Here is a 21,358-nt window from a genome sequence, read left to right as displayed (position 1 = left end):
TTCATGTTCTGTTAATTATTTATACCATAAATCATTAACACAAAACAAAATGTCTGTATATAAATAAAAAACCCGGAATTCCGGATTTAATAATGAAAAAAGCGCGCACTCCGCCTAGAGGTCACGCAAAACGTTATTCTATTATGGCGAAGTACTCTGAGCTAGACAATATCTGTGTGTGGCAAACATTATCGTTGCACTCATTTGCTTATGTGTGTGTATGTGTAAGATAAGTGATCCCTAAATCCATGATGATTATTATTATACTAATTCGATGATAACCATTTCTGAACCGTCTCCACGACGTGGTCCAACTTTCATAATTCTAGTATATCCACCTTGACGCTCTGTGTAACGAGGAGCAATGTCAGAGAATAATTTTTGAATTGCGAATTGTGTAGTTTCATCTTCATTTAAAATTTCAACACGACGTAAAACTTCAGCTGCTTGACGGCGAGCATGTAAGTCTCCACGTTTACCTAAAGTAATTAATTTTTCTACGATTTTACGTAATTCTTTTGCGCGTGCTTCAGTCGTTTCGATTCGCTCGTTAACGATTAAAGAAGTTGCTAAATCGCGTAACATAGCTTTACGTTGATCTGATGTACGACCTAATTTTCTGTAACCCATGAATCGTAACCTCCTTTAACTAGTCTTCTTTTCTTAATCCAAGACCTAAGTCTTCTAATTTAAATTTAACTTCTTCTAAAGACTTGCGTCCTAAGTTACGAACTTTCATCATATCAGCTTCTGATTTGTCGGCTAATTCCTGAACAGAATTAATACCTGCACGTTTCAGACAGTTATAAGAACGAACTGATAAATCAAGTTCTTCAATCGACATTTCAAGTACTTTTTCTTTGTGATCTTCTTCTTTTTCAATCATGATTTCAGCATTTTGTGCTTCATCAGTTAAGTCAACGAAGATGTTTAAATGTTCTGTCATAATCTTAGCACCTAAAGAAATTGCTTCTTGTGGTGTTAATGATCCATCAGTCCATACATCTAAAGTTAATTTGTCAAAGTTAGTACTTTGTCCAACACGTGTATTCTCTACTGTGTAGTTTACACGCTCAACTGGTGTGTAGATTGAATCAACTGGAATTACTCCAATTGGTAAATCACTTGTGTTATTATCTTCAGCTAAAGTGTAACCACGTCCTGCATTTGCTACCAAACGCATTTTTAAGTGTCCACCTTTAGATACTGTTGCGATTTTTAAATCAGGATTTAAAATTTCAACATCACTGTCATGCATAATATCTTTCGCAGTAACAACGCCTTCATCTTTTACATCAATTTCAAGCGTTTTATCTTCATCAGAGTAGATTTTAAGCGCAAGCTTTTTGATGTTCATGATCATTGTTGTAACATCTTCCACTACATTCTCAACAGCTGAGAATTCATGTAAGACACCTTCGATTTCAATATTCTTAACAGCCGCACCTGGTAATGAAGATAATAGGATACGACGTAAGGAGTTTCCTAATGTTGTACCATAACCACGTTCTAACGGTTCAACTACGAATTTACCGAATTTAGAATCTTCACTAATTTCAACTGTCTCAATTCTAGGTTTTTCGATTTCAATCATGTAATAATCCTCCTTCAACAACGTCGAATAATTTTATTTTAGTTCCATATACTATTATAAGTGTCTTTGATACTAATTGAAAATTATACGCGACGACGTTTCGGTGGACGACAACCGTTATGTGGTACTGGTGTAACGTCTTTAATCGCTGTAATTTCTAAACCAGCTGATTGTAACGCACGAATTGCTGCTTCACGACCTTGACCAGGTCCTTTAACAGTAACTTCTACAGTTTTTAAACCATGTTCCATAGCTGCTTTAGATGCAGTTTCTGATGCCATTTGAGCTGCGAATGGTGTAGATTTACGAGAACCTCTGAAACCTAACGCACCAGCAGATGACCATGATAAAGCATTACCGAATTCATCAGTAATTGTTACGATTGTATTGTTGAATGTTGAACGGATGTGTGCAACACCAGACTCAATATTCTTTTTAACTCTACGCTTACGTGATACTTGTTTACGTGCCATTTAGCTCACTCCTTTACTTATTATTTCTTCTTGTTAGCAACGGTCTTAACTGGACCTTTACGAGTACGTGCATTGTTTTTAGTATTTTGTCCACGTGTTGGTAATCCACGACGATGACGAATACCTCTGTATGAAGCAATTTCCATTAAACGTTTGATGTTTAAGTTGATTTCACGACGTAAGTCACCTTCAACTTTGTATCCATCTACTTGTTCACGGATTCTGTTTAATTCATCTTCTGTTAAGTCGCGCACACGAGTACTCTCGTTAACATTAGCAGCTGCTAAGATTTTTTGAGCTGTTGTTTTACCAATACCATAAACGTAAGTTAATGCGATAACTACGCGTTTCTCACGTGGTACGTCTACACCTGCGATACGTGCCATTTATATTGCACCTCCTGTTTTCTTATCCTTGTTTTTGTTTGTGTTTTGGATTTTCACAAATTACCATTACTTTACCTTTTCTGCGAATAACTTTACATTTTTCACAAATGGGTTTTACTGATGGTCTAACTTTCATGTTTCTTACCTCCTAATTTAATATTGGAGTTCTTATTATTTATAACGATACGTAATGCGTCCACGAGTTAAATCGTAAGGACTCATTTCAACAGTTACTTTGTCGCCAGGTAGAATACGGATGTAGTTCATACGAATTTTACCGCTAACATGCGCTAAGATCTCATGACCATTTTCTAATTCTACTTTAAACATTGCATTTGGTAAAGTATCTAATACAGTACCTTCTAATTCAATTACATCTTGTTTAGCCATTTTCAAATTCCCCCTTTTTATCAAGATTCCGAAATTCGAGCGGTATATTTTTGCAAAACGTAACGTAATTTAGCGTCTGTTACAAAACCTGCTTCAGAAATACTCGATTTAATTTCAGGTGAGTGTTCATCACTTAGTATTAAATGCGACAGGTTCTTTTTCTTTGGATATTCATAAGTCCGTTTATCTCCGTCTGCAACAAGTACAAATCGATGATCGATAATTGCAATAATGACTCCAGGTAACCCTTTATCTTTGCCACGATTACTCGTGACAATTTGACCAATACTTACTTGATTCAACTGATCACATCCACTTAAGCAACTCACCAGGAGGTGAATCTCGGTAAACGATTAAAGCTGATTTAATACCTTTTCAACTTCAGTAGTAACATCCTTAATGTCTTTCGAACCATCAACATTGAAAAGCACACCTTGATTTGTATAGAAATCAAGTAATGGTTTCGTTTGTTTAATGTTTACGTCTAAACGTGTACGAACTGTTTCAGGATTATCGTCTGCACGTTGATATAACTTTCCACCATCAATATCACAAATACCTTCTACTTTAGGTGGATTGAATACTAAATGATAAGTTGTCCCACAAGTTTCGCAAATACGACGTCCCGTTAAACGGTTCATCAATTCTTCTTCCTGAACATCAATGTTAATTACACCTTCAATCTTACGATCAACAGCAGCTAACATTTCGTTCAGTGCTTCAGCCTGCTCAACTGTTCTTGGGAAACCATCAAGTAGGAAACCGCGTTTAGCATCTTCTTCTAACAATCTTTCACGAACGATACCAATCGTAACTTCATCTGGAACAAGTTCGCCGTTATCCATAAATGACTTTGCTTTTTGACCAAGCTCAGTATTATTTTTGATAGCTGCACGGAACATGTCTCCAGTAGAAATATGAGGAATTGGGTATTTCTTAATAATTTCACTCGCTTGAGTACCCTTACCTGCACCAGGTAAGCCCATTAAAATGATATTCATAAAATGCCCTCCAGACATTAACGTCTTTTAAAACCTTTATATTCACGTTGACCAAGTTGGGCCTTTAACTGAGCAATTGTTTCTAATGCTACCCCGATTACAATTAATAAACTTGTACCACCAATACGTAGTGATTGTGGTAAGTTTAAGAAATCAGAAACGATTAATGGTAACACTGAGATACCTGCTAAGAATAAAGATCCAACAAAAGTTAAACGATAAAGAACTTTTGTAATATAGTTTTGAGTATTTTTACCAGGACGAATACCTGGAACATAACTACCCTGTTTTCTTAAATTGTCAGCCATTTGTTCAGGATTGACTTGAACAAATGCATAAAAGTATGTAAATGCAATAATTAATATTACATATACAATCATACCGATCGGCTGTGCCGGATCAGAATGTGCTGCTAAACTTTTAGCCCAATCCGCTTTAGGGAAGAATAATTCCAACGTCTTCGGAAGCATGAAAAACGCCATTGCAAAGATAACTGGAATAACCCCAGCAGCATTAACCTTTAACGGTAAAAATGTTGCTTGTGGTGCTAAACGATTACCTGTTGTACGTTTCGCATATTGGATTGGAATTTTACGAACTGCTTGAAGTACGAATACTGCAAAAGCAGTAAGAAGTATCATACCAATAAAAATACCTATCGCTTCTAAAACTGCCATTGTTGTATCGTCCGCACCAACAAATGATTGTTGATAGAACTGAACTAACGATGGTGGAATAGAAGATAAAATACCACCGAAGATGATAATAGAAATACCATTACCAACACCGTGTTGTGTAATTTGTTCACCTAACCACATTAAAAATGCAGTACCTGCTGTTAATACGATAGCGATAAGAATGAAGTTCCATATACTTGTATTCGTGATCAATTGACCACCTAACATGTTATTGAAACTATAACTCATACCAAATCCTTGAATGAATGCTAATACAATTGTGAAGTAACGCGTAAATTGTGTTAGCTTTTTACGTCCAACTTCACCTTGTTTAGACCATTCTGTAAACTTAGGTACAACATCCATTTGTAGTAACTGAACGACGATTGATGCAGTAATGTACGGCATAATCCCCATTGCAAGAATGGAGAAGTTTTGCAGTGCTCCCCCACCAAACGTATTCATCAAATCAGTAATACCTTTATTGGTCTGACTCTCAAACGCTGCTGGGTTGACACCTGGAACCGGAATATATGTTCCGATTTTAAAGATAATTAACATTGCGAGTGTAAAGATGATTTTGCTACGTATTTCTTTTACTTTAAAGAAACTAATAAGCGTATCAAACATTAGATCACCTCAGTTGTTCCGCCCTTACCTTCAATTGCTTCTTTTGCTGAAGCTGAAAATTTATGAGCTTTTACTGTTAACTTTGCTGTTAATTCACCATTACCAAGAATTTTAATACCTGATTTTTCGTTAGATACTACACCTGATTCAATAAGTAAAGCTGGTGTTACTTCTGTACCTTCTTCAAAACGGTTTAATTGATCTAAGTTAACAATCGCATAGTCTTTACGGTTAATGTTTGTAAATCCACGTTTTGGTAAACGACGGAATAAAGGTAATTGTCCACCTTCAAAACCTAAACGTACTCCACCACCAGAACGAGCTTTTTGACCTTTGTGACCACGTCCACTTGTTTTACCATTACCTGAAGCCATACCGCGACCAACACGGTTACGTTCTTTACGAGCGCCTTCAACTGGTTTCATTTCATGTAATTTCATTTCGGCACCTCCTTATTCTAAAAAATATTATGCTTCTGTTACTGTCACTAAGTGACTTACTTTGTTAATTTGCCCACGAATCGCAGGGTTGTCATCAACTTCAACTGTTTGATGCATTTTGTTAAGCCCTAAAGCTTTAACAGTTTTACGTTGTGTTTCAGGACGACCGATAATACTACGAGTGAGGGTAATCTTAATTTTAGCCATTGTTTATGCCCTCCTTAATTGTATAATTCTTCGACTGATTTACCACGTAATTTAGCAACATCTTCAGCAACTTTAAGTTCTTTTAAACCTTGAACAGTAGCGCGAACCATGTTGATCGGTGTATTTGAACCTAATGATTTACTTAAGATATCAGTAATACCAGCTAATTCTAACACGGCACGGACTGGACCACCAGCGATAACTCCTGTACCAGGTGCTGCAGGTTTGATTAATACGCTTCCTGCTCCGAATCTACCTGTAACTTCGTGAGGTGTTGTACCTTTAACACGAGGAACAGTGATTAAGTTTTTCTTAGCATCTTCGATTGCTTTTTTAATCGCTTCTGGTACTTCTTGTGCTTTACCAGTACCGAAACCAACGCGACCATTTTTATCTCCAACAACTACTAAAGCAGTGAAACGCATACGACGTCCACCCTTAACAACTTTAGATACACGGTTGATGGTAACTACGCGTTCTTCAAATTCTTTAACTTCTTTTTCACGACGCATTAAGAGTTCCTCCTTTTATTAAAATTCTAAACCGTTTTCGCGTGCTGCATCAGCTAATGCTTTTACACGTCCGTGGAATAAATATCCTCCGCGGTCGAATACAACTGCTTTAACGCCTTTTTCTACTGCTAATTTAGCAACTGCTTCACCGACTTTAGCTGCTGCTTCAACATTTGAAGTAGCTTCTAAGCCTAAACCTTTATCTTGTGTTGATGCTTGAGCTAAAGTTACACCTTTAACGTCATCAATCACTTGTGCGTAAATGTGTTTGTTTGAACGATATACGTTTAAACGAGGACGCTCAGTAGTACCAGCTAATCTGCTACGTACACGAGCATGTCTTTTCATACGCACTTTGTTCTTATCGATTTTAGTGATCATGAATATTCTCCTTTCTTATTTTAGAGATTACTTACCAGTTTTACCTTCTTTACGACGAACATATTCGCCTTCGTAACGTACACCTTTACCTTTGTAAGGCTCTGGAGGACGAGTAGCACGGATATTTGAAGCGATTGCTCCAACACGCTCTTTAGAAATACCTTCAACTTTTACTTTCGTATTTTTATCTACTGATAATGTAATACCATCTTCAGCTACGATTTCAATTGGGTGAGAGTATCCAACGTTAAGGATTAAGTTTTTACCTTGCATTTGAGCACGGTAACCAACCCCGATTAATTCTAAGTTCTTTTCGAATCCTTTAGATACACCTTCAACCATGTTAGCGATTAAAGCACGTGTAGTTCCGTGGATTGTTTTATGAGCTTTAGAATCAGATGGACGAACTACTTCTAAAGTATTGTCTTCTAATTTATATGTCATTTCTTCGTTAAATGTTCTAGTTAATTCACCTTTAGGTCCTTTAACCGTTACAGTATTACCGTCGATTTTAATGTCAACCCCAGCTGGGATTTCAATAATCTTCTTACCAACACGACTCATTAGTCGGCACCTCCTTCTTTAATAATTCTTACCAGATGTAAGCTAATACTTCTCCACCGATGTTACGTTGACGCGCTTCTTTATCAGTTAATACACCTTCAGAAGTTGAAACTAATGCAATACCTAAACCATTTAATACTTTTGGTAATTCATCAGCTTTTGCGTATACACGTAAACCAGGTTTAGAGATACGTTTTAAACCAGTGATAACACGTTCGTTGTTAGAACCGTATTTTAAGAACATACGGATAACACCTTGTTTATCATCTTCAATATATTCAACACTTTTAACGAATCCTTCACGTTTAAGGATTTCAGCGATTTCTTTTTTAATGTTTGATGCAGGTAATTCTAATTTCTCGTGACGTACCATGTTTGCGTTACGTACGCGAGTTAGCATATCTGCGATTGGATCTGACATAGTCATTTAAAATATCCTCCTTTCAGGTTTGAATTTTACCAGCTTGCTTTTTTAACGCCAGGAATCTGACCTTTATAAGCTAATTCACGGAAACAAATACGGCAAAGTTTGAATTTGCGTAATACTGAATGTGGACGTCCGCAACGTTCACAACGAGTGTATTCTTGTACTTTAAATTTTTGTTTACGCTGTTGTTTAGCGATCATTGATTTTTTAGCCACTAAATTTAGCCTCCTTTTATATTAGAGATTACTTTTGAAATGGCATACCGAATTGTGTTAACAATTCACGAGCTTCCTCGTCAGTGTTAGCAGTAGTTACGATAACGATATCCATTCCGCGTGTTTTACTTACTTTATCATAATCGATTTCAGGGAAAATTAATTGTTCTTTTACACCTAATGTGTAGTTACCGCGACCGTCAAACGCTTTGTTTGAGATACCACGGAAGTCACGTACACGAGGTAATGAAACGTTTACTAATTTATCAAAGAATTCGTACATTCTTTCGCCACGTAAAGTAACTTTTGCTCCGATAGGCATACCTTCACGTAAACGGAATGTCGCGATTGATTTTTTAGCACGTGTAACCATTGGTTTTTGACCAGTGATTGCTTGTAATTCTTCAACTGCTGAGTCTAAGACTTTAGAGTTTTGAACTGCGTCACCGATACCCATGTTTACTACGATTTTTTCGATTTTTGGTACTTCCATCACTGATGCGTAATTAAATTTCTTCATCATTTCAGGTGAGATTTCTTTAATGAATTTTTCTTTTAAACGTGTTTGTGTCAATGTGAGAACCTCCTTCCAGATAATTATTTAATGATTTCTCCAGATTTCTTAGCTACACGTACTTTCTTGCCATCTTCTATTTTCGTACCAACACGTGTTGGTTTGTTTGTTTTTGGGTCAATTAACATAACATTTGAAACGTGAATTGCAGCTTCAAATTCAACAATGCCGCCTTCAGGATTCATTTGAGTAGGTTTTTGGTGTTTTTTTGCGATATTTACACCTTCAACAACTACGCGATCTTTTTTAGGAAGAGCTTCGATTACTGTTCCTGTTTTACCTTTATCTTTACCTGTGATAACGATAACTTTGTCGCCTTTTTTAATATGCATGTCGTAGACACCTCCTCTTTATTAGTGTTTATTATAATACTTCAGGTGCTAATGAAACGATTTTCATGAAGTTACCTTCACGTAATTCACGTGCAACAGGTCCAAAGATACGTGTTCCACGAGGTCCTTTGTCATCACGGATGATAACACAAGCGTTTTCGTCAAATTTGATGTATGAACCGTCGTTACGACGTACACCAGATTTAGTACGAACGATAACAGCTTTAACAACGTCACCTTTTTTAACAACGCCACCTGGTGTAGCATTTTTAACTGTACATACGATTACGTCACCGATGTTAGCTGTTTTACGACCAGATCCGCCTAATACTTTAATAGTTAATACTTCACGAGCACCAGAGTTGTCTGCTACTTTCAAGCGTGATTCTTGTTGGATCATTCGAGTTACCTCCTTTATCTAATTTACTTATTAAATGATAATTGATTCTTCAACAACTTCTACTAAACGGAAGCGTTTTGTAGCTGATAAAGGACGTGTTTCCATAATTTTTACGATATCGCCCATTTTCGCTGTGTTGTTTTCATCATGTGCTTTATATTTTTTAGAGTACTTTACACGCTTACCGTATAAAGAATGTGTTTTGTAAGTCTCAACTACAACAGTGATAGTTTTATCCATTTTGTCAGATACAACTTTACCTGTGTAAACTTTACGATCGTTTCTTTCGCTCACAAGAGTTCCCTCCTATTCCTTAAAAATTATTTTTGTTCAGTTTTTTGTTGCTCGATTTCTCTTTCACGTACAACAGTTTTCATACGCGCGATTGATTTTTTCACTTCGCGAATACGTGCTGTATTTTCAAGTTGACCTGTAGCTAACTGAAAGCGTAGGTTGAAAAGTTCCTCTTTAAGCGATTTTACTTTAGTTTCAATTTCTGAAGTGGTTAAATCTCTAATTTCCTTAGCTTTCATTTGTGTCACCACCCAATTCTTCACGTTTTACAAACTTAGTTTTCACTGGAAGTTTGTGAGATGCTAAACGTAATGCTTCGCGCGCTACTTCTTCAGATACGCCTGCGATTTCAAACATAATACGTCCAGGTTTTACTACTGCTACCCATCCTTCAACTGCACCTTTACCAGATCCCATACGTACTTCTAATGGTTTTTTAGTATATGGTGTGTGAGGGAAGATTTTAATCCAAACTTTCCCGCCACGTTTCATGTAACGAGTCATTGCAATACGAGCTGATTCAATTTGACGAGATGTAATCCAAGCAGCTGTAGTTGCTTGTAAACCATATTCACCAAATGTTACTTCGTTTCCGCCTTTAGAACGACCAGTTGTTTTAGGTCTATGTTGACGACGGTATTTTACACGTTTAGGTAATAACATTACTATTTTCCTCCTTCACTAGACTTCTTTGTAGGAAGAACTTCACCACGATAGATCCATACTTTAACACCTAATTTACCGTAAGTAGTGTCTGCTTCTGCATGTGCGTAATCAATGTCAGCACGTAATGTATGAAGTGGAACAGTTCCTTCTGAATATTGTTCAGCACGCGCGATGTCTGCGCCGCCTAAACGACCTGATACTTGAGTTTTGATACCTTTAGCACCTAACTTCATAGCACGCCCAATCGCTTGTTTTTGAGCACGACGGAATGATACACGGTTTTCTAATTGACGTGCAATGTTTTCCGCAACTAATGTAGCATCCATATCAACCTTTTTAATTTCAATAACGTTGATGTGAACACGTTTACCAGTTAAGCTGTTTAATGCGTTACGTAATTTTTCGATTTCTGATCCGCCTTTACCGATAACCATACCAGGTTTACCAGTGTGGATAGCGATGTTTACACGGTTCGCTGCGCGTTCGATTTCTACACGAGAAACAGAAGCGTCTTTTAAGTTTTCTGCGATATATTTACGAACTTTTAAGTCTTCATGTAATAGAGTAGCGAAATCTTTTTCTGCATACCATTTCGCATCCCAGTCACGAATGATTCCGACACGAAGTCCGATAGGATTAATTTTTTGACCCACTGTATTCCCTCCTTAATGAGATTGAAATTATTTTGCTTCTTCTGTAGTTACTGCTTTGTTTGAAGTTTTTACTTCTTTGTCGCCAACAACAATTGTGATGTGGCTTGTACGTTTGTTGATCGCACTTGCACGACCTTGTGCACGTGGACGGAAACGTTTTAAAGTTGGTCCTTCGTTTGCATAAGCTTCTTTAACGATTAAAGTATCAATATTCATATCATAGTTATGTTCTGCATTAGCTAATGCTGACATTAATAACTTTTCAACTACTGGTGATGATGCTTTGTTTGTTAATTTTAAAATAGCGATAGCTTCCGCTACTTCTTTACCTCTGATAAGATCTAAAACTAATCTCACTTTACGAGGTGCGATTCTGATTGTTCTTGCAACCGCTTTTGCTTCCATGGTTATTCCTCCTTATTTGAAATTAGCGTTTAGTTTTCTTGTCGTCTGCACCGTGACCTTTGTAAGTACGAGTTGGTGCGAATTCACCTAATTTATGTCCAACCATATCTTCAGTTACGTATACAGGTACGTGTTTACGTCCATCGTATACTGCGATAGTGTGTCCGATAAAGTTCGGGAAAATTGTAGAGCGACGAGACCAAGTTTTGATTACTGTTTTTTTGCCGCCTTCCTCTAATGCTTCAACTTTTTTCATTAAGTGATCATCGATGAAAGGTCCTTTTTTAAGACTACGAGCCATTATGGCGCCTCCCTCATGTCTTACCTGTCGTTAGCGGTCTATGCCGCTAACTTAAGTAAGTTATTATTATTTTTTACGTCCACGAACGATAAGTTTGTTAGAACGGTTTTTCTTCTTACGAGTTTTCTTACCAAGTGTTGGTTTACCCCATGGTGACATTGGAGATGGACGACCGATTGAAGTACGACCTTCACCACCACCGTGTGGGTGATCGTTAGGGTTCATTACAGAACCACGAACTGTTGGACGGATACCTTTCCATCTAGAACGACCCGCTTTACCAATGTTGATTAATTCGTGTTGCTCGTTACCAACTTGACCGATTGTAGCACGGCAAGTAGCTAAGATCATACGAACTTCACCAGATTTTAAACGAACTAATACGTATTTACCTTCTTTACCAAGTACTTGAGCTGAAGCTCCAGCTGAACGTACTAATTGGCCACCCTTGCCAGGTTTTAATTCGATGTTGTGAATTACTGTACCTACTGGGATGTTTGCTAATGGTAATGCGTTACCTACTTTAATATCAGCTTCAGGACCGTTGAATACTTGTGTACCAACTGTTAATCCTTTAGGAGCGATAATGTAGCGTTTTTCTCCGTCTAAGTAATGTAATAAAGCGATATTTGCTGAGCGGTTTGGATCGTATTCGATTGTAGCCACTTTCGCTGGGATACCATCTTTGTTACGTTTGAAATCAATTACACGGTATTGACGTTTATGACCGCCACCTCTGTGACGTACTGTTAACTTACCTTGGTTATTACGACCCGCTTTTCTCGGAAGGGGCTCAAGTAATGACTTTTCAGGTGACGTTGACGTAATTTCAGCGAAATCTGAACCTGTCATATTACGACGACCGTTTGTTATTGGCTTATAATGTTTAATTGCCATTGTCGTTTTACCTCCTTAATGGTAAATGTTTATTTTTTAGATTAATTTTAGCTGAAGAAGTCGATTGAACCATCTTTTAAAGTAACGATCGCTTTTCTTCTTTTGTTTGTGTAACCACTGTGACGGCCAACACGTTTTTTCTTAGCTTTGTAGTTCATAACGTTTACTTTATCAACTTTTACATCGAAGATATCTTCGATAGCAATTTTGATTTGAGTTTTGTTTGCACGAGTATCTACATCAAATGTGTATTTATCTTGTGCCATTTGTTCAGATGAACGTTCAGTGATAACGGGGCGCTTAATGATATCGCGATTTTCCATTAACCAAGCACCTCCTCTACTTTTTCAACTGCACCTTTTGTCATTACTACTTGATTCGCATGAACGATATCTAAAACGTTTAAGCCAGTAGCAGTGATAACAGTTACGCCTGGGATGTTACGTGCAGATAATGCTACGTTTACATCTTCAGCTTCAACGATGAATAATACTTTTCTTGGTAACTCTAAAGTAGTAGTCATGTTTTTGAATTCTTTTGTTTTAGGAGCATCAAAAGTTAATGATTCTAAAACTGTAAATGCGTTTTCTTTCACTTTAGCTGATAACGCTGAACGTAAAGCTAAGCGACGCATTTTTTTAGGCATTTTGTATGAATAACTTCTTGGTGTTGGTCCGAATACGATACCACCACCACGCCATTGTGGAGCACGGATAGTACCTTGACGCGCACGTCCAGTACCTTTTTGCTTCCAAGGTTTACGTCCGCCACCGCGAACTGCTGAACGGTTTTTAACTGCGTGAGTACCTTGACGCATAGAAGCTCTTTGTAAGTTAATTGCTTCGAATAATACATGTTGATTAGGTTCGATTCCGAATACACTTTCGTTTAATTCGATTGAACCAGCTTTTGTTCCATCTACTTTTAATACATCATAATTTGCCATTATGTTTGTTTCCTCCTTTCGTGGTTACTTATTTATTACCTTTTTTAATTGAAGTTTGAATTTTTACTAAACCTTTTTTAGGTCCCGGTACATTACCTTTAACTAAGATAACGTTCGCTTCAGCGTCTACTTTAACGATTTCTAAGTTTTGCATCGTAACTGTATTACCACCCATACGGCCTGGTAATGCTTTACCTTTAAATACTTTAGAAGCGTCAGATGCCATACCCATTGAACCTGGGCGTCTGTGGTAACGAGAACCGTGACTCATAGGCCCACGTGATTGACCGTGACGTTTAATAGCCCCTTGGAAACCTTTACCCTTAGAAACTCCTGTTACGTCAACGATGTCACCAGCTTGGAACGCGTCCACAGTGACTTCTTGACCTACTTCGTATTCAGAAGCATCTACGTTTCTGAATTCACGAATGAAGCGCTTAGGTGCTGTACCTGCTTTTTTAGCATGGCCTTCAGCGGGTTTCGTCGCAAATTTGTTTGATTTACGCGTTGCTTTGTAAGCTTGTTTGTCTTCAAAACCGATTTGGATTGATGAGTAACCATCAACTTCTTCAGTTTTCTTTTGTAATACTACGTTTTGTGCTGCTTCTACTACTGTTACTGGAATTAATTCACCGTTTTCAGCGAATACTTGTGTCATTCCAACTTTTCTTCCTAAGATTCCTTTGGTCATCGAAAGTCGCACCTCCTACTTTATTATTATAATTTGATTTCGATGTCTACGCCTGATGGTAAGTTTAAGCCCATAAGAGCATCAACTGTTTTAGGTGTAGGGTTAACAATGTCGATTAAACGTTTGTGTGTGCGTTGCTCAAACTGTTCACGAGAATCTTTGTACTTATGAACGGCACGGATAATTGTATAAACTGTTTTTTCCGTTGGTAACGGAATCGGTCCTGATACTTCTGCACCTGAACGTTTTGCAGTTTCTACGATTTTCTCAGCTGATTGATCGATCACGCGGTGATCATACGCTTTCAAACGAATACGAATTTTTTGTTTTGCCATAATTTTACCTCCTCTTGTAACGTCTATTTTGGTTTGATAGACTTCTCCACGAAAATTGTCAAACACATCGCCATGGCAAAGCGGCCGGGTGTGTCAGTAACCTCTCGCTTCATCGCTTTTTAAAGTCCAACAGTAGATATAATACACGAATATAAATGAATAAGCAATAGTTTTCATGATATTTGTTAATATATTTTTAAGATTTTCTAAATCTTTATTGATAACCGTTAAATATCAAATGTTCAATGAATAGGATGTATAGATATTGCAAACTTATAATTGTGTATTTAATATAGAAGAAACTTTAAAATGTCTAACTGAGCGTTTTTGCATAGGATTAGATTATACCATGATATAATGTATATACAAAGAAAAAGTTTCATTTGTTACTTTTAAATTTATGGAGGGCAAAAAGATGAAAAGTCCAATACGCATCATTTTATTGATACTCGGTTTTATTATGTTGTTTTCTGAAGGTTTTATGGGATTACCTTTTCTAGGAGGATCATATATCTTATCTTTAGGATGGGCTCCGCTTGGAAGTAATATCACAATGTACATCATTATGTTATTAATCACTGCACTGGATCGTTCTAATGAAGCAAGATCTTCACTTTCTACAATTGCGGTCGTAGGTATTATTGCAAATGCAATAGCATTCATCCCAATTGTAGGCATGTTTATGCACTGGTTAATGTTCTTCTTAATGTTAGTGTATATCGGAATCGTGTTAAATACACGCGAATATAGAGGAAATACAACGCATTATGATAGACGTCGCGCTGGTGAAACAGTAAAAGAATATAGAAATTAAAAAAATTGCGGATTCTAATTTGAGAATCCGCAATTTTTTTATGAATGTTGTACGAAAGCAAAATAGCAAATAAAAATTACTGCCATGAAGTACATAATAGGATGTACTTCTTTATGACGTTTCGCCATAACCATTGTAATAGGATAGAAGATAAATCCGCATGCAATACCTGTAGCGATTGAATACGTTAAAGGCATCATAATAATCGTTAAGAACGCCGGTACTGCAACTTCGAACTTCGGCCATTCAATTTTATTTAAGTTGCTAACCATTAATACGCCGACGATGACTAGCGCAGGTGCTGTTACTGCACTTGTAACAACAGACATTAATGGTGAGAAGAATAACGCCAATGCGAAACAGATTGCTGTAACAACACTAGCAAACCCAGTACGTGCTCCTACTGCCACACCTGCAGATGATTCGATATAAGATGTTGTAGTAGATGTCCCGAATATTGCGCCGGTAATTGTAGCTAACGAATCTGCAAACAATGAGCGTCCTGCTCTTGGTAATTTGTTATCCTTTACTAATCCTGCTTGTGTTGCAACAGCAACTAATGTTCCTGCTGTATCAAAGAAGTCAATGAATAAAAATGTAAGTACTACCGAAATGAACTTCCAGTTTAATAATTCAGACGGATTACTAAATGCATCGAATGCCTTTCCGAAAGTCGGTTCAATACTTGGCACAGCACCGATGATTTGTTTCGGTGCATCGATCAATCCGAACAACATACCTGCAATAGCAGTAATGATCATTCCAATAAAGATACTACCCGGAATACGTTTAGCCATTAAAATAATTGTTAATACGATACCTGCGACAGCAAGCAATACATGAGGATCATGTAAGTTCCCTAAAGATACTAACGTCGCTTCATTTGCCTGAACGATACCGGCACCTTTCAAACCAACGAATGTAATAAACAAACCGATACCTGCTGACACTGCCATTTTAAGCTCAAATGGAATTGCATTGATAATTGTTTCACGAAGACCAGTGATTGTAAGCAATGCAAAGAATATACCAGAGAATAATACACCTGTTAATCCAGTTTGCCATGGAATATTATATTGTAATACAACCGTGAATGCGAAGAATGCATTAAGTCCCATACCTGGTGCTAAAGCAATCGGATAGTTCGCAATAAGCCCCATAAATAAACATCCGACGATTGAAGCTAAAATAGTAGCAACAAAAACTGCACCCGCATCCATACGCATACTCTCAGGAATACCTTTAACACCTGCTAAAGATAACATCGCTGGGTTAACCGCTAAAATATAAGCCATAGATAAGAACGTCGTTAATCCGCCAAGTATCTCTCTCTTATAATTCGTGCCTAATTCATCAAATTTAAAATAATTTCTCATTGTGCACTTCCCTTTTTTTATTTTTATACTTGTATAGTCTAATCTCAACGTTCGGAAAAATCAATATAATTTTAATGCCTCTCATATTAATATTCGTATTTTATTTTTTTATAACGCTGATATAAAATCATTTGAATGTTTTTTTGTCTATATTTAGGGAATACGAAATATAAATAACAAAGGAGGAATTATTATTTATGAAATTTAAAATATTAAGTTTAATTCTATCTTCGGCACTTGCGCTTGCAGCATGTAATAATGACGCGAAAGATATTGAAAAATCTCCAAAAGACGAAGCTAAACAAGAACAACAAACAGAAAAAACGGATACAAAAGCAACGGATACCAATGACAAAGACGACAATGCTGATGAAGAAAACGATGCGAAACAAGAAGGCGAAAGCAGTGTAGAAGAAGATGATGATGTAGATAACAAAGATGAAGCTACTGAAGCAGATGATGATAATGATAAAAATGAAGCTTCTATTAAATTAGATGATATTAAAGTATTACCAGAAGATGCAATTAAAACTGCACAGAAAAAAATTCCTGGTGACTTAGAAAGTATTTCATTCGACAATGATATGGGACAATGGGTTTATGCCATTTCATTAATCGATACAAATAAGAAGACACATGAAATTAAAGTGAATGCTGAACAAAACAAAATCATCTCTACTCAAGTAGAAGATGATGAAGATAACGTAAAGACTTTTGATTACGGTAAATTTATTCCCGCTGATAAAATCATAAAAGCTGCACAAAAAGTTTACAATGGCGATATTAAAGAATGGTCACTTGATCATGATGATGGTAAATTTAAATATAATGTTGAATTAAAAGGGCAAGATGGTAAATCAAAAGAATTTGAACTTGATGCGAAAGATATGAAAATTTTATCTAAAGATGCATAACAAAACAAGAGCACAGTGAATTTTTCACTGTGCTCTTGTTCATTATATTTTTTTATAACAATCCTATCCACTGCCAATACGTCGCACTAAATAACAGGATAAGTAAGTAACCGATAATTGTTAATGCGATACCTGTTTTTAAGAAGTCTTTTACCGTAAATGTACCTGTACCATATGCCAACATGTTTTGTGGTGCTGATACTGGTAATAAGAAGCCAAAGCTGATGACAAATTGCTGAATTAATACAAAACCAATAGCATTATCTTTTAGTCCTAGTGTTGCTGTTAAGGCAATAAACACAGGAATTAAGGCACTCGCTAAACTAGTAGCACTTGCAAAGCCTAAGTGAATGATAATGTTGAACAAAGTGATTAAAGCAATTGTTGCAAGTAACGGCATATGTTCTAACCCCATTAATCCAAACGTTTTATCACTTAGCCATTGGGCTGCTGTTGTTTGCAGTAATAAATTTCCTAGAGAGATACCAATCGCAAATACAATGATCGTTCCCCATGGAATTAACTTTTCAACATCTTTCCACGTAAATACACCGACTTTAGGTGTTAACATAATCGCTAATGCTACTAGCGTAATAGAAGAAGAATCAATTGGGTGTAACTTCGCTTCTGTTGCCCAGAAAAATAATAATGCTACTGAAATAGCGATGAGTCGCCATTCTCTTGCAGTAACCGGACCAAGTTCAGCAAGTTGTTTCTTCACTAGCTCTTTACCGCCTTCAATTTCTTTCGTTTCAGGCTTAATAACTGTGATCATAATGAAGTATAAGGCAATTGACATTAATATTGACCATGGTGCTGCATACATAAACCACTCACCCCAGGATACATCCTGGTTAAATTGTTTATTGATAAATCCCATAGCGACCATATTTTGTGCTGCACCAGTCTTTATACCAACGTTCCATATAGAGACAGACTGAACAGCAGTAATAACAAGTAAAGCTGCGAGTCGTGATTCTTTTTTTGCACCAAATGCTGTAACCATACCTAATAAAATTGGTACTACAGCACCTGCTCTTGCCGTAGCTGAAGGCACAAAGAATGCCAGTATAATTGAAACAATGATTGAACCTGCTACAACCGCATTTGTTTTATTTCCAACTACAGATAAGACAAGTAACGCCAGACGTTTATGCAAATTGGTTACCTGCATTGCAGTTGCTAAGAATAACGCTGCTGCAACAAGTGCTACTGCAGAACTCGAGAATCCACTAAATGCTATTTTCAATGCATTTTGCGTACCGAACATCGCATCTTCAGCTAACGGTTTCCCTGCTACCATTGGGTTACCCATAGCTGCACCTAATTTTTGAATCGGACTAAAACCTATCAGCATGATAATCAATGCTACTATCATCGTACTTGAAACAGGATAACTTACCGCTTCTGTAACCCACATAATCACTGCAAATGCTAAAATAGCAAGTGCCATTTTAGCCATAATCGGCAAATCTGCTGGTGTCGGTAGTAATATGATAGCAATTAAGACGATAAAACTTAAAATAATCCAATACGGCTTTAAATTCAACTTTTTTTTAACTTCTTCCATAGTAGAAGCCCCCTTAACTTTATTCAATGTTATTGTATCATTTTTTGTGAAAACGGTAACAATGTTCACAAAATCTACTAAAGATTTAAGTTTTTTAAGGCATCTGCAAATGGATTGTTAATCGGTTCTTCATCCTTTTTCATATACTTCTTCATTTCATTTTTCGATACTTTACCAGTTTTACGTGATTTAAATCGTTTATCCATTTGTTCCTGTGTTTCACGGAAACCACACGTACAACTGTACATCGCTTTAGGTCCTTTACCATGTAACGTTAATTTCTTTTTACATTCTGGACAACGTGCATTTGTTTTACGCTGCACATTCTTTTTCGTGCCACATGTCGGATCTTGACATACGAGCATCTTACCATTGCGTGTCTTTTTCTCCAGCATGAATTTACCACACGTTGGACATTCTGTTGTCGTCATATTATCGTGTTTAAATTTATCTTCACTCGATTTAATCTCATCGATAATCTCTTTCGTGAATTTGCGCATCTCATCTATAAATTTATTTTTGTCATATTTATTTTTTTCGATTAATGTGAGTTTATGTTCCCAATCAGCCGTAAGTTCTGGTGATTTCAACGCATTCGGTGCAAGTTCTAACAATTGTCGTCCTTTATTCGTCACTTTAATATTGCCATTAAAGTTCTCTATCGCATTTAAGTTATAAAGTTTTTCAATAATATCAGCACGCGTCGCAACAGTACCAATACCACCAGCGGATTTGAGCGTTGATTGTGCTGTCTTATCAATCTCAAATATACTGCTTGGATTTTCCATCGCTTTTAATAACGTACCTTCATTTAAATATGGGGGTGGCTCAGTTTCATGCGTTGTTTTATTAATCTTTATATTTTCTAATTGAGTGCCTTTTACAAAACGATGATGTTTATCAGTAGACGCTTGACGATTTAATGCCTTAAATCCTAATGTTACAGTTTGTTCCTGTTTCGCTACAAAAATAGATTCACCAATATTTACAGTAACTTTTTGTTCTGCATAGACATTTGGTGGCATTAAGTTACTTAAAAAACGTTCTGCAATTAATAGATAGATATTTTGCTCTCGTCCACTTAAGCTATCAAGATTTACACGTACTTCGGTCGGTACTATCGCATGATGATCACTTACTTTAGCGTCATTGATAAAATGGCTGCTACCTTTGATTGGTGACTTCAACAATTCAACAACTTGTGCACGATATTCAGTTGTTGAGAGTGAAGCTACACGATCTTTTAACGTACTTACCATATCAGTGGTTAAATAATTTGAATCAGTACGTGGATATGTCACAAGTTTATGTGATTCATATAAATTTTGCATCGTGCTTAATGTTTCTTTAGCAGAATATTTAAATCTGCGATATGCGTCTTGCTGCAAAGAAGTTAAATCATATAACTTACCTGGATATCGTTTCTTTTCATTCGTTTCAACATCGCTTATGACTGCTTTTTCTGTTTGCAATTTTTTAATAAGCGCGTCTACAACTGTTTCATCAAAGATGCGGTTGGGTGACTGCCAGTTAAAAGTTACACCATCAACAACAATATTCAAGCCATAATATTTTCTTGGTTGAAACTGATTGATAGCATCTTGTCTGATTTTCACCATTTGTAATGTAGGCGTTTGTACACGTCCAGTTGAAAGTTGCGCATCATATTTCGTCGTCAAAGCACGTGTTGCATTAATGCCAACAATCCAGTCTGCTTCACTACGCGCAAGTGCAGCTTGATATAAACCATGATATTCACTCCCCGGCTTTAGCTTTTTAAATCCTTCACGGATTGCTCCATCTGTAACTGATGAAATCCATAAACGTTTAACAGGTTTATTCCCTTTACATTTCTCTAATATTAAACGCGCTACAAGCTCTCCTTCACGCCCCGCATCTGTTGCGATGATTACTTCATTCACATCCTGGCGTTCAATCTGACTTTTTACGACATTAAACTGCTTACGCGTCTTACCGATTACTACTAATTTCATCCGCTCAGGTAATATCGGAAGATCTTTCATATCCCAAGTCTTATATTTACTATCATATTGCTCAGGGTCTGCATTCGTCACTAAATGCCCTAATGCCCATGTTACGATATACTGATTGTTCTCCATATATCCATTTTTCTTTTGATTACAATTCAATACACGCGCAATATCACGTGCTACTGAAGGCTTTTCAGCAAGTACTACTGATTTCATATTATCCGTCCTATTCTCTTTTGATTTCTTAAATTATAACAGATTTTTAGAATCATCTGTTTTTTTGATATTTACAATTGTTATTT

At 36.7% G+C, this 21,358-nt stretch carries 35 protein-coding genes; 2 read left to right on the top strand and 33 right to left on the bottom strand.

Annotation, left to right across the window (positions count from 1 at the left end):
* Window positions 1-261 precede the first annotated feature (261 nt).
* The 30 genes from rplQ to rpsJ all read right to left on the bottom strand — a co-directional run bounded on the left by rplQ (window position 262) and on the right by rpsJ (window position 14,391).
* Window positions 262-630 carry a 50S ribosomal protein L17 gene (rplQ, locus tag BFS35_RS07145; RefSeq protein ID WP_096077481.1) on the bottom strand — a complete coding sequence of 123 codons (369 nt, stop codon included), beginning with the start codon at window positions 628-630 and terminating at the stop codon, window positions 262-264.
* A gap of 19 nt (window positions 631-649) precedes the next feature.
* Entirely contained in the window at window positions 650-1,594 is a 945-nt protein-coding gene (locus BFS35_RS07140) for a DNA-directed RNA polymerase subunit alpha (RefSeq protein WP_099578971.1), read from the bottom strand.
* A gap of 83 nt (window positions 1,595-1,677) precedes the next feature.
* Entirely contained in the window at window positions 1,678-2,067 is a 390-nt protein-coding gene (gene rpsK / locus BFS35_RS07135) for a 30S ribosomal protein S11 (RefSeq protein ID WP_096077483.1), read from the bottom strand.
* A 20-nt stretch (window positions 2,068-2,087) separates the two neighbouring features.
* Window positions 2,088-2,453 carry a 30S ribosomal protein S13 gene (gene rpsM / locus BFS35_RS07130; RefSeq protein ID WP_096077484.1) on the bottom strand — a complete coding sequence of 122 codons (366 nt, stop codon included), beginning with the start codon at window positions 2,451-2,453 and terminating at the stop codon, window positions 2,088-2,090.
* 22 nt (window positions 2,454-2,475) lie between these two features.
* On the bottom strand, window positions 2,476-2,589 hold the full coding sequence (gene rpmJ, locus BFS35_RS07125) for a 50S ribosomal protein L36 (RefSeq protein WP_003156543.1): 114 nt from the start codon (window positions 2,587-2,589) through the stop codon (window positions 2,476-2,478).
* Between the two features lie 35 nt (window positions 2,590-2,624).
* The gene (gene infA, locus BFS35_RS07120; protein ID WP_001118443.1) at window positions 2,625-2,843 is read right to left on the bottom strand and encodes a translation initiation factor IF-1; all 219 of its coding nucleotides are present in this window, start codon (window positions 2,841-2,843) and stop codon (window positions 2,625-2,627) included.
* A 20-nt stretch (window positions 2,844-2,863) separates the two neighbouring features.
* Window positions 2,864-3,145, bottom strand: a complete 282-nt coding sequence (locus tag BFS35_RS07115) for a KOW domain-containing RNA-binding protein (RefSeq protein ID WP_099578973.1) — start codon at window positions 3,143-3,145, stop codon at window positions 2,864-2,866.
* A gap of 51 nt (window positions 3,146-3,196) precedes the next feature.
* On the bottom strand, window positions 3,197-3,844 hold the full coding sequence (locus BFS35_RS07110) for an adenylate kinase (RefSeq protein ID WP_096077486.1): 648 nt from the start codon (window positions 3,842-3,844) through the stop codon (window positions 3,197-3,199).
* A 17-nt stretch (window positions 3,845-3,861) separates the two neighbouring features.
* The gene (secY, locus tag BFS35_RS07105; RefSeq protein WP_099578975.1) at window positions 3,862-5,151 is read right to left on the bottom strand and encodes a preprotein translocase subunit SecY; all 1,290 of its coding nucleotides are present in this window, start codon (window positions 5,149-5,151) and stop codon (window positions 3,862-3,864) included.
* Window positions 5,151-5,591: a 50S ribosomal protein L15 gene (rplO, locus tag BFS35_RS07100; RefSeq protein ID WP_096077488.1), complete on the bottom strand. Its 441-nt coding sequence runs from the start codon at window positions 5,589-5,591 to the stop codon at window positions 5,151-5,153. The genes secY and rplO overlap by 1 nt, the downstream gene beginning before the upstream one ends.
* Window positions 5,592-5,618: 27 nt before the next feature.
* The gene (gene rpmD / locus BFS35_RS07095; protein WP_099578977.1) at window positions 5,619-5,798 is read right to left on the bottom strand and encodes a 50S ribosomal protein L30; all 180 of its coding nucleotides are present in this window, start codon (window positions 5,796-5,798) and stop codon (window positions 5,619-5,621) included.
* A gap of 14 nt (window positions 5,799-5,812) precedes the next feature.
* The gene (gene rpsE, locus BFS35_RS07090; protein WP_099578979.1) at window positions 5,813-6,310 is read right to left on the bottom strand and encodes a 30S ribosomal protein S5; all 498 of its coding nucleotides are present in this window, start codon (window positions 6,308-6,310) and stop codon (window positions 5,813-5,815) included.
* An 18-nt stretch (window positions 6,311-6,328) separates the two neighbouring features.
* The gene (gene rplR / locus BFS35_RS07085) at window positions 6,329-6,691 is read right to left on the bottom strand and encodes a 50S ribosomal protein L18 (RefSeq protein ID WP_096077490.1); all 363 of its coding nucleotides are present in this window, start codon (window positions 6,689-6,691) and stop codon (window positions 6,329-6,331) included.
* 27 nt (window positions 6,692-6,718) lie between these two features.
* Entirely contained in the window at window positions 6,719-7,255 is a 537-nt protein-coding gene (rplF, locus tag BFS35_RS07080; protein WP_099578981.1) for a 50S ribosomal protein L6, read from the bottom strand.
* A gap of 28 nt (window positions 7,256-7,283) precedes the next feature.
* Window positions 7,284-7,682, bottom strand: a complete 399-nt coding sequence (gene rpsH, locus BFS35_RS07075) for a 30S ribosomal protein S8 (protein WP_096077492.1) — start codon at window positions 7,680-7,682, stop codon at window positions 7,284-7,286.
* A 29-nt stretch (window positions 7,683-7,711) separates the two neighbouring features.
* The gene (gene rpsN, locus BFS35_RS07070) at window positions 7,712-7,897 is read right to left on the bottom strand and encodes a 30S ribosomal protein S14 (protein WP_036787751.1); all 186 of its coding nucleotides are present in this window, start codon (window positions 7,895-7,897) and stop codon (window positions 7,712-7,714) included.
* 28 nt (window positions 7,898-7,925) lie between these two features.
* Window positions 7,926-8,471, bottom strand: a complete 546-nt coding sequence (gene rplE, locus BFS35_RS07065) for a 50S ribosomal protein L5 (RefSeq protein WP_096077493.1) — start codon at window positions 8,469-8,471, stop codon at window positions 7,926-7,928.
* A 23-nt stretch (window positions 8,472-8,494) separates the two neighbouring features.
* Complete coding sequence (gene rplX, locus BFS35_RS07060) at window positions 8,495-8,803, bottom strand: 50S ribosomal protein L24 (RefSeq protein ID WP_099578983.1); 309 nt, start codon at window positions 8,801-8,803, stop codon at window positions 8,495-8,497.
* A gap of 31 nt (window positions 8,804-8,834) precedes the next feature.
* Entirely contained in the window at window positions 8,835-9,203 is a 369-nt protein-coding gene (rplN, locus tag BFS35_RS07055; RefSeq protein ID WP_086041702.1) for a 50S ribosomal protein L14, read from the bottom strand.
* A gap of 30 nt (window positions 9,204-9,233) precedes the next feature.
* Window positions 9,234-9,497: a 30S ribosomal protein S17 gene (gene rpsQ / locus BFS35_RS07050; RefSeq protein ID WP_096077495.1), complete on the bottom strand. Its 264-nt coding sequence runs from the start codon at window positions 9,495-9,497 to the stop codon at window positions 9,234-9,236.
* A 26-nt stretch (window positions 9,498-9,523) separates the two neighbouring features.
* Entirely contained in the window at window positions 9,524-9,736 is a 213-nt protein-coding gene (rpmC, locus tag BFS35_RS07045) for a 50S ribosomal protein L29 (RefSeq protein WP_041635771.1), read from the bottom strand.
* Window positions 9,726-10,160, bottom strand: coding sequence for a 50S ribosomal protein L16 (gene rplP / locus BFS35_RS07040; protein ID WP_086041700.1), 435 nt, complete (start codon window positions 10,158-10,160; stop codon window positions 9,726-9,728). The genes rpmC and rplP overlap by 11 nt, the downstream gene beginning before the upstream one ends.
* A 2-nt stretch (window positions 10,161-10,162) precedes the next feature.
* A complete protein-coding gene (gene rpsC, locus BFS35_RS07035) occupies window positions 10,163-10,816 on the bottom strand; it encodes a 30S ribosomal protein S3 (RefSeq protein ID WP_099578985.1) in 654 nt (217 codons plus the stop codon).
* 27 nt (window positions 10,817-10,843) lie between these two features.
* Complete coding sequence (rplV, locus tag BFS35_RS07030; RefSeq protein WP_099578987.1) at window positions 10,844-11,221, bottom strand: 50S ribosomal protein L22; 378 nt, start codon at window positions 11,219-11,221, stop codon at window positions 10,844-10,846.
* Window positions 11,222-11,243: 22 nt separating this feature from the next.
* Window positions 11,244-11,522, bottom strand: a complete 279-nt coding sequence (rpsS, locus tag BFS35_RS07025) for a 30S ribosomal protein S19 (RefSeq protein WP_012656110.1) — start codon at window positions 11,520-11,522, stop codon at window positions 11,244-11,246.
* A 66-nt stretch (window positions 11,523-11,588) separates the two neighbouring features.
* On the bottom strand, window positions 11,589-12,419 hold the full coding sequence (gene rplB, locus BFS35_RS07020) for a 50S ribosomal protein L2 (RefSeq protein ID WP_096077499.1): 831 nt from the start codon (window positions 12,417-12,419) through the stop codon (window positions 11,589-11,591).
* A 47-nt stretch (window positions 12,420-12,466) separates the two neighbouring features.
* On the bottom strand, window positions 12,467-12,742 hold the full coding sequence (gene rplW, locus BFS35_RS07015; protein WP_096077500.1) for a 50S ribosomal protein L23: 276 nt from the start codon (window positions 12,740-12,742) through the stop codon (window positions 12,467-12,469).
* Window positions 12,742-13,365, bottom strand: a complete 624-nt coding sequence (gene rplD / locus BFS35_RS07010; protein ID WP_099578989.1) for a 50S ribosomal protein L4 — start codon at window positions 13,363-13,365, stop codon at window positions 12,742-12,744. The genes rplW and rplD overlap by 1 nt, the downstream gene beginning before the upstream one ends.
* A 28-nt stretch (window positions 13,366-13,393) precedes the next feature.
* Window positions 13,394-14,056 carry a 50S ribosomal protein L3 gene (gene rplC, locus BFS35_RS07005; RefSeq protein ID WP_099578991.1) on the bottom strand — a complete coding sequence of 221 codons (663 nt, stop codon included), beginning with the start codon at window positions 14,054-14,056 and terminating at the stop codon, window positions 13,394-13,396.
* Window positions 14,057-14,082: 26 nt separating this feature from the next.
* On the bottom strand, window positions 14,083-14,391 hold the full coding sequence (gene rpsJ, locus BFS35_RS07000; RefSeq protein WP_096077503.1) for a 30S ribosomal protein S10: 309 nt from the start codon (window positions 14,389-14,391) through the stop codon (window positions 14,083-14,085).
* Window positions 14,392-14,806: 415 nt separating this feature from the next.
* Here rpsJ and BFS35_RS06995 point away from each other — a divergent pair, with 415 nt between their 5' ends.
* A complete protein-coding gene (locus BFS35_RS06995) occupies window positions 14,807-15,205 on the top strand; it encodes a hypothetical protein (protein WP_099578993.1) in 399 nt (132 codons plus the stop codon).
* 38 nt (window positions 15,206-15,243) lie between these two features.
* Here BFS35_RS06995 and BFS35_RS06990 read toward each other — a convergent pair whose 3' ends face one another.
* Entirely contained in the window at window positions 15,244-16,581 is a 1,338-nt protein-coding gene (locus tag BFS35_RS06990; protein ID WP_099578995.1) for an NCS2 family permease, read from the bottom strand.
* 197 nt (window positions 16,582-16,778) lie between these two features.
* Here BFS35_RS06990 and BFS35_RS06985 point away from each other — a divergent pair, with 197 nt between their 5' ends.
* Complete coding sequence (locus tag BFS35_RS06985; protein WP_099578997.1) at window positions 16,779-17,495, top strand: PepSY domain-containing protein; 717 nt, start codon at window positions 16,779-16,781, stop codon at window positions 17,493-17,495.
* Between the two features lie 52 nt (window positions 17,496-17,547).
* On the opposite strand, the gene BFS35_RS06980 is transcribed toward BFS35_RS06985, so the two are convergent.
* Both BFS35_RS06980 and BFS35_RS06975 read right to left on the bottom strand, forming a co-directional pair.
* Window positions 17,548-19,065, bottom strand: a complete 1,518-nt coding sequence (locus BFS35_RS06980) for an SLC13 family permease (RefSeq protein ID WP_099578999.1) — start codon at window positions 19,063-19,065, stop codon at window positions 17,548-17,550.
* A gap of 77 nt (window positions 19,066-19,142) precedes the next feature.
* Window positions 19,143-21,272 (bottom strand): DNA topoisomerase III, encoded by a 2,130-nt coding sequence (locus tag BFS35_RS06975; RefSeq protein WP_099579001.1) that lies wholly within the window; start codon window positions 21,270-21,272, stop codon window positions 19,143-19,145.
* Window positions 21,273-21,358: the final 86 nt, after the last annotated feature.

The organism is Macrococcoides goetzii (assembly GCF_002742385.2).
Taxonomy (GTDB): domain Bacteria; phylum Bacillota; class Bacilli; order Staphylococcales; family Staphylococcaceae; genus Macrococcoides; species Macrococcoides goetzii.
This window is presented reverse-complemented; position numbering and strand designations above follow the sequence as displayed.

What these genes read in the sequence shown, in the direction of transcription:
- rplQ (WP_096077481.1), bottom strand. Translation starts at nt 630, where the DNA reads ATGGGTTACAGAAAATTAGGTCGTACATCAGATCAACGTAAAGCTATG.
- BFS35_RS07140 (WP_099578971.1), bottom strand. Translation starts at nt 1,594, where the DNA reads ATGATTGAAATCGAAAAACCTAGAATTGAGACAGTTGAAATTAGTGAA.
- rpsK (WP_096077483.1), bottom strand. Translation starts at nt 2,067, where the DNA reads ATGGCACGTAAACAAGTATCACGTAAGCGTAGAGTTAAAAAGAATATT.
- rpsM (WP_096077484.1), bottom strand. Translation starts at nt 2,453, where the DNA reads ATGGCACGTATCGCAGGTGTAGACGTACCACGTGAGAAACGCGTAGTT.
- rpmJ (WP_003156543.1), bottom strand. Translation starts at nt 2,589, where the DNA reads ATGAAAGTTAGACCATCAGTAAAACCCATTTGTGAAAAATGTAAAGTT.
- infA (WP_001118443.1), bottom strand. Translation starts at nt 2,843, where the DNA reads ATGGCTAAACAAGATGTAATTGAATTAGAAGGTACTGTATTAGATACT.
- BFS35_RS07110 (WP_096077486.1), bottom strand. Translation starts at nt 3,844, where the DNA reads ATGAATATCATTTTAATGGGCTTACCTGGTGCAGGTAAGGGTACTCAA.
- secY (WP_099578975.1), bottom strand. Translation starts at nt 5,151, where the DNA reads ATGTTTGATACGCTTATTAGTTTCTTTAAAGTAAAAGAAATACGTAGC.
- rplO (WP_096077488.1), bottom strand. Translation starts at nt 5,591, where the DNA reads ATGAAATTACATGAAATGAAACCAGTTGAAGGCGCTCGTAAAGAACGT.
- rpmD (WP_099578977.1), bottom strand. Translation starts at nt 5,798, where the DNA reads ATGGCTAAAATTAAGATTACCCTCACTCGTAGTATTATCGGTCGTCCT.
- rpsE (WP_099578979.1), bottom strand. Translation starts at nt 6,310, where the DNA reads ATGCGTCGTGAAAAAGAAGTTAAAGAATTTGAAGAACGCGTAGTTACC.
- rplR (WP_096077490.1), bottom strand. Translation starts at nt 6,691, where the DNA reads ATGATCACTAAAATCGATAAGAACAAAGTGCGTATGAAAAGACATGCT.
- rplF (WP_099578981.1), bottom strand. Translation starts at nt 7,255, where the DNA reads ATGAGTCGTGTTGGTAAGAAGATTATTGAAATCCCAGCTGGGGTTGAC.
- rpsH (WP_096077492.1), bottom strand. Translation starts at nt 7,682, where the DNA reads ATGACTATGTCAGATCCAATCGCAGATATGCTAACTCGCGTACGTAAC.
- rplX (WP_099578983.1), bottom strand. Translation starts at nt 8,803, where the DNA reads ATGCATATTAAAAAAGGCGACAAAGTTATCGTTATCACAGGTAAAGAT.
- rplN (WP_086041702.1), bottom strand. Translation starts at nt 9,203, where the DNA reads ATGATCCAACAAGAATCACGCTTGAAAGTAGCAGACAACTCTGGTGCT.
- rpmC (WP_041635771.1), bottom strand. Translation starts at nt 9,736, where the DNA reads ATGAAAGCTAAGGAAATTAGAGATTTAACCACTTCAGAAATTGAAACT.
- rplP (WP_086041700.1), bottom strand. Translation starts at nt 10,160, where the DNA reads ATGTTATTACCTAAACGTGTAAAATACCGTCGTCAACATAGACCTAAA.
- rplV (WP_099578987.1), bottom strand. Translation starts at nt 11,221, where the DNA reads ATGGAAGCAAAAGCGGTTGCAAGAACAATCAGAATCGCACCTCGTAAA.
- rpsS (WP_012656110.1), bottom strand. Translation starts at nt 11,522, where the DNA reads ATGGCTCGTAGTCTTAAAAAAGGACCTTTCATCGATGATCACTTAATG.
- rplB (WP_096077499.1), bottom strand. Translation starts at nt 12,419, where the DNA reads ATGGCAATTAAACATTATAAGCCAATAACAAACGGTCGTCGTAATATG.
- rplW (WP_096077500.1), bottom strand. Translation starts at nt 12,742, where the DNA reads ATGGAAAATCGCGATATCATTAAGCGCCCCGTTATCACTGAACGTTCA.
- rplD (WP_099578989.1), bottom strand. Translation starts at nt 13,365, where the DNA reads ATGGCAAATTATGATGTATTAAAAGTAGATGGAACAAAAGCTGGTTCA.
- rplC (WP_099578991.1), bottom strand. Translation starts at nt 14,056, where the DNA reads ATGACCAAAGGAATCTTAGGAAGAAAAGTTGGAATGACACAAGTATTC.
- rpsJ (WP_096077503.1), bottom strand. Translation starts at nt 14,391, where the DNA reads ATGGCAAAACAAAAAATTCGTATTCGTTTGAAAGCGTATGATCACCGC.
- BFS35_RS06995 (WP_099578993.1), top strand. Translation starts at nt 14,807, where the DNA reads ATGAAAAGTCCAATACGCATCATTTTATTGATACTCGGTTTTATTATG.
- BFS35_RS06990 (WP_099578995.1), bottom strand. Translation starts at nt 16,581, where the DNA reads ATGAGAAATTATTTTAAATTTGATGAATTAGGCACGAATTATAAGAGA.
- BFS35_RS06985 (WP_099578997.1), top strand. Translation starts at nt 16,779, where the DNA reads ATGAAATTTAAAATATTAAGTTTAATTCTATCTTCGGCACTTGCGCTT.
- BFS35_RS06980 (WP_099578999.1), bottom strand. Translation starts at nt 19,065, where the DNA reads ATGGAAGAAGTTAAAAAAAAGTTGAATTTAAAGCCGTATTGGATTATT.
- BFS35_RS06975 (WP_099579001.1), bottom strand. Translation starts at nt 21,272, where the DNA reads ATGAAATCAGTAGTACTTGCTGAAAAGCCTTCAGTAGCACGTGATATT.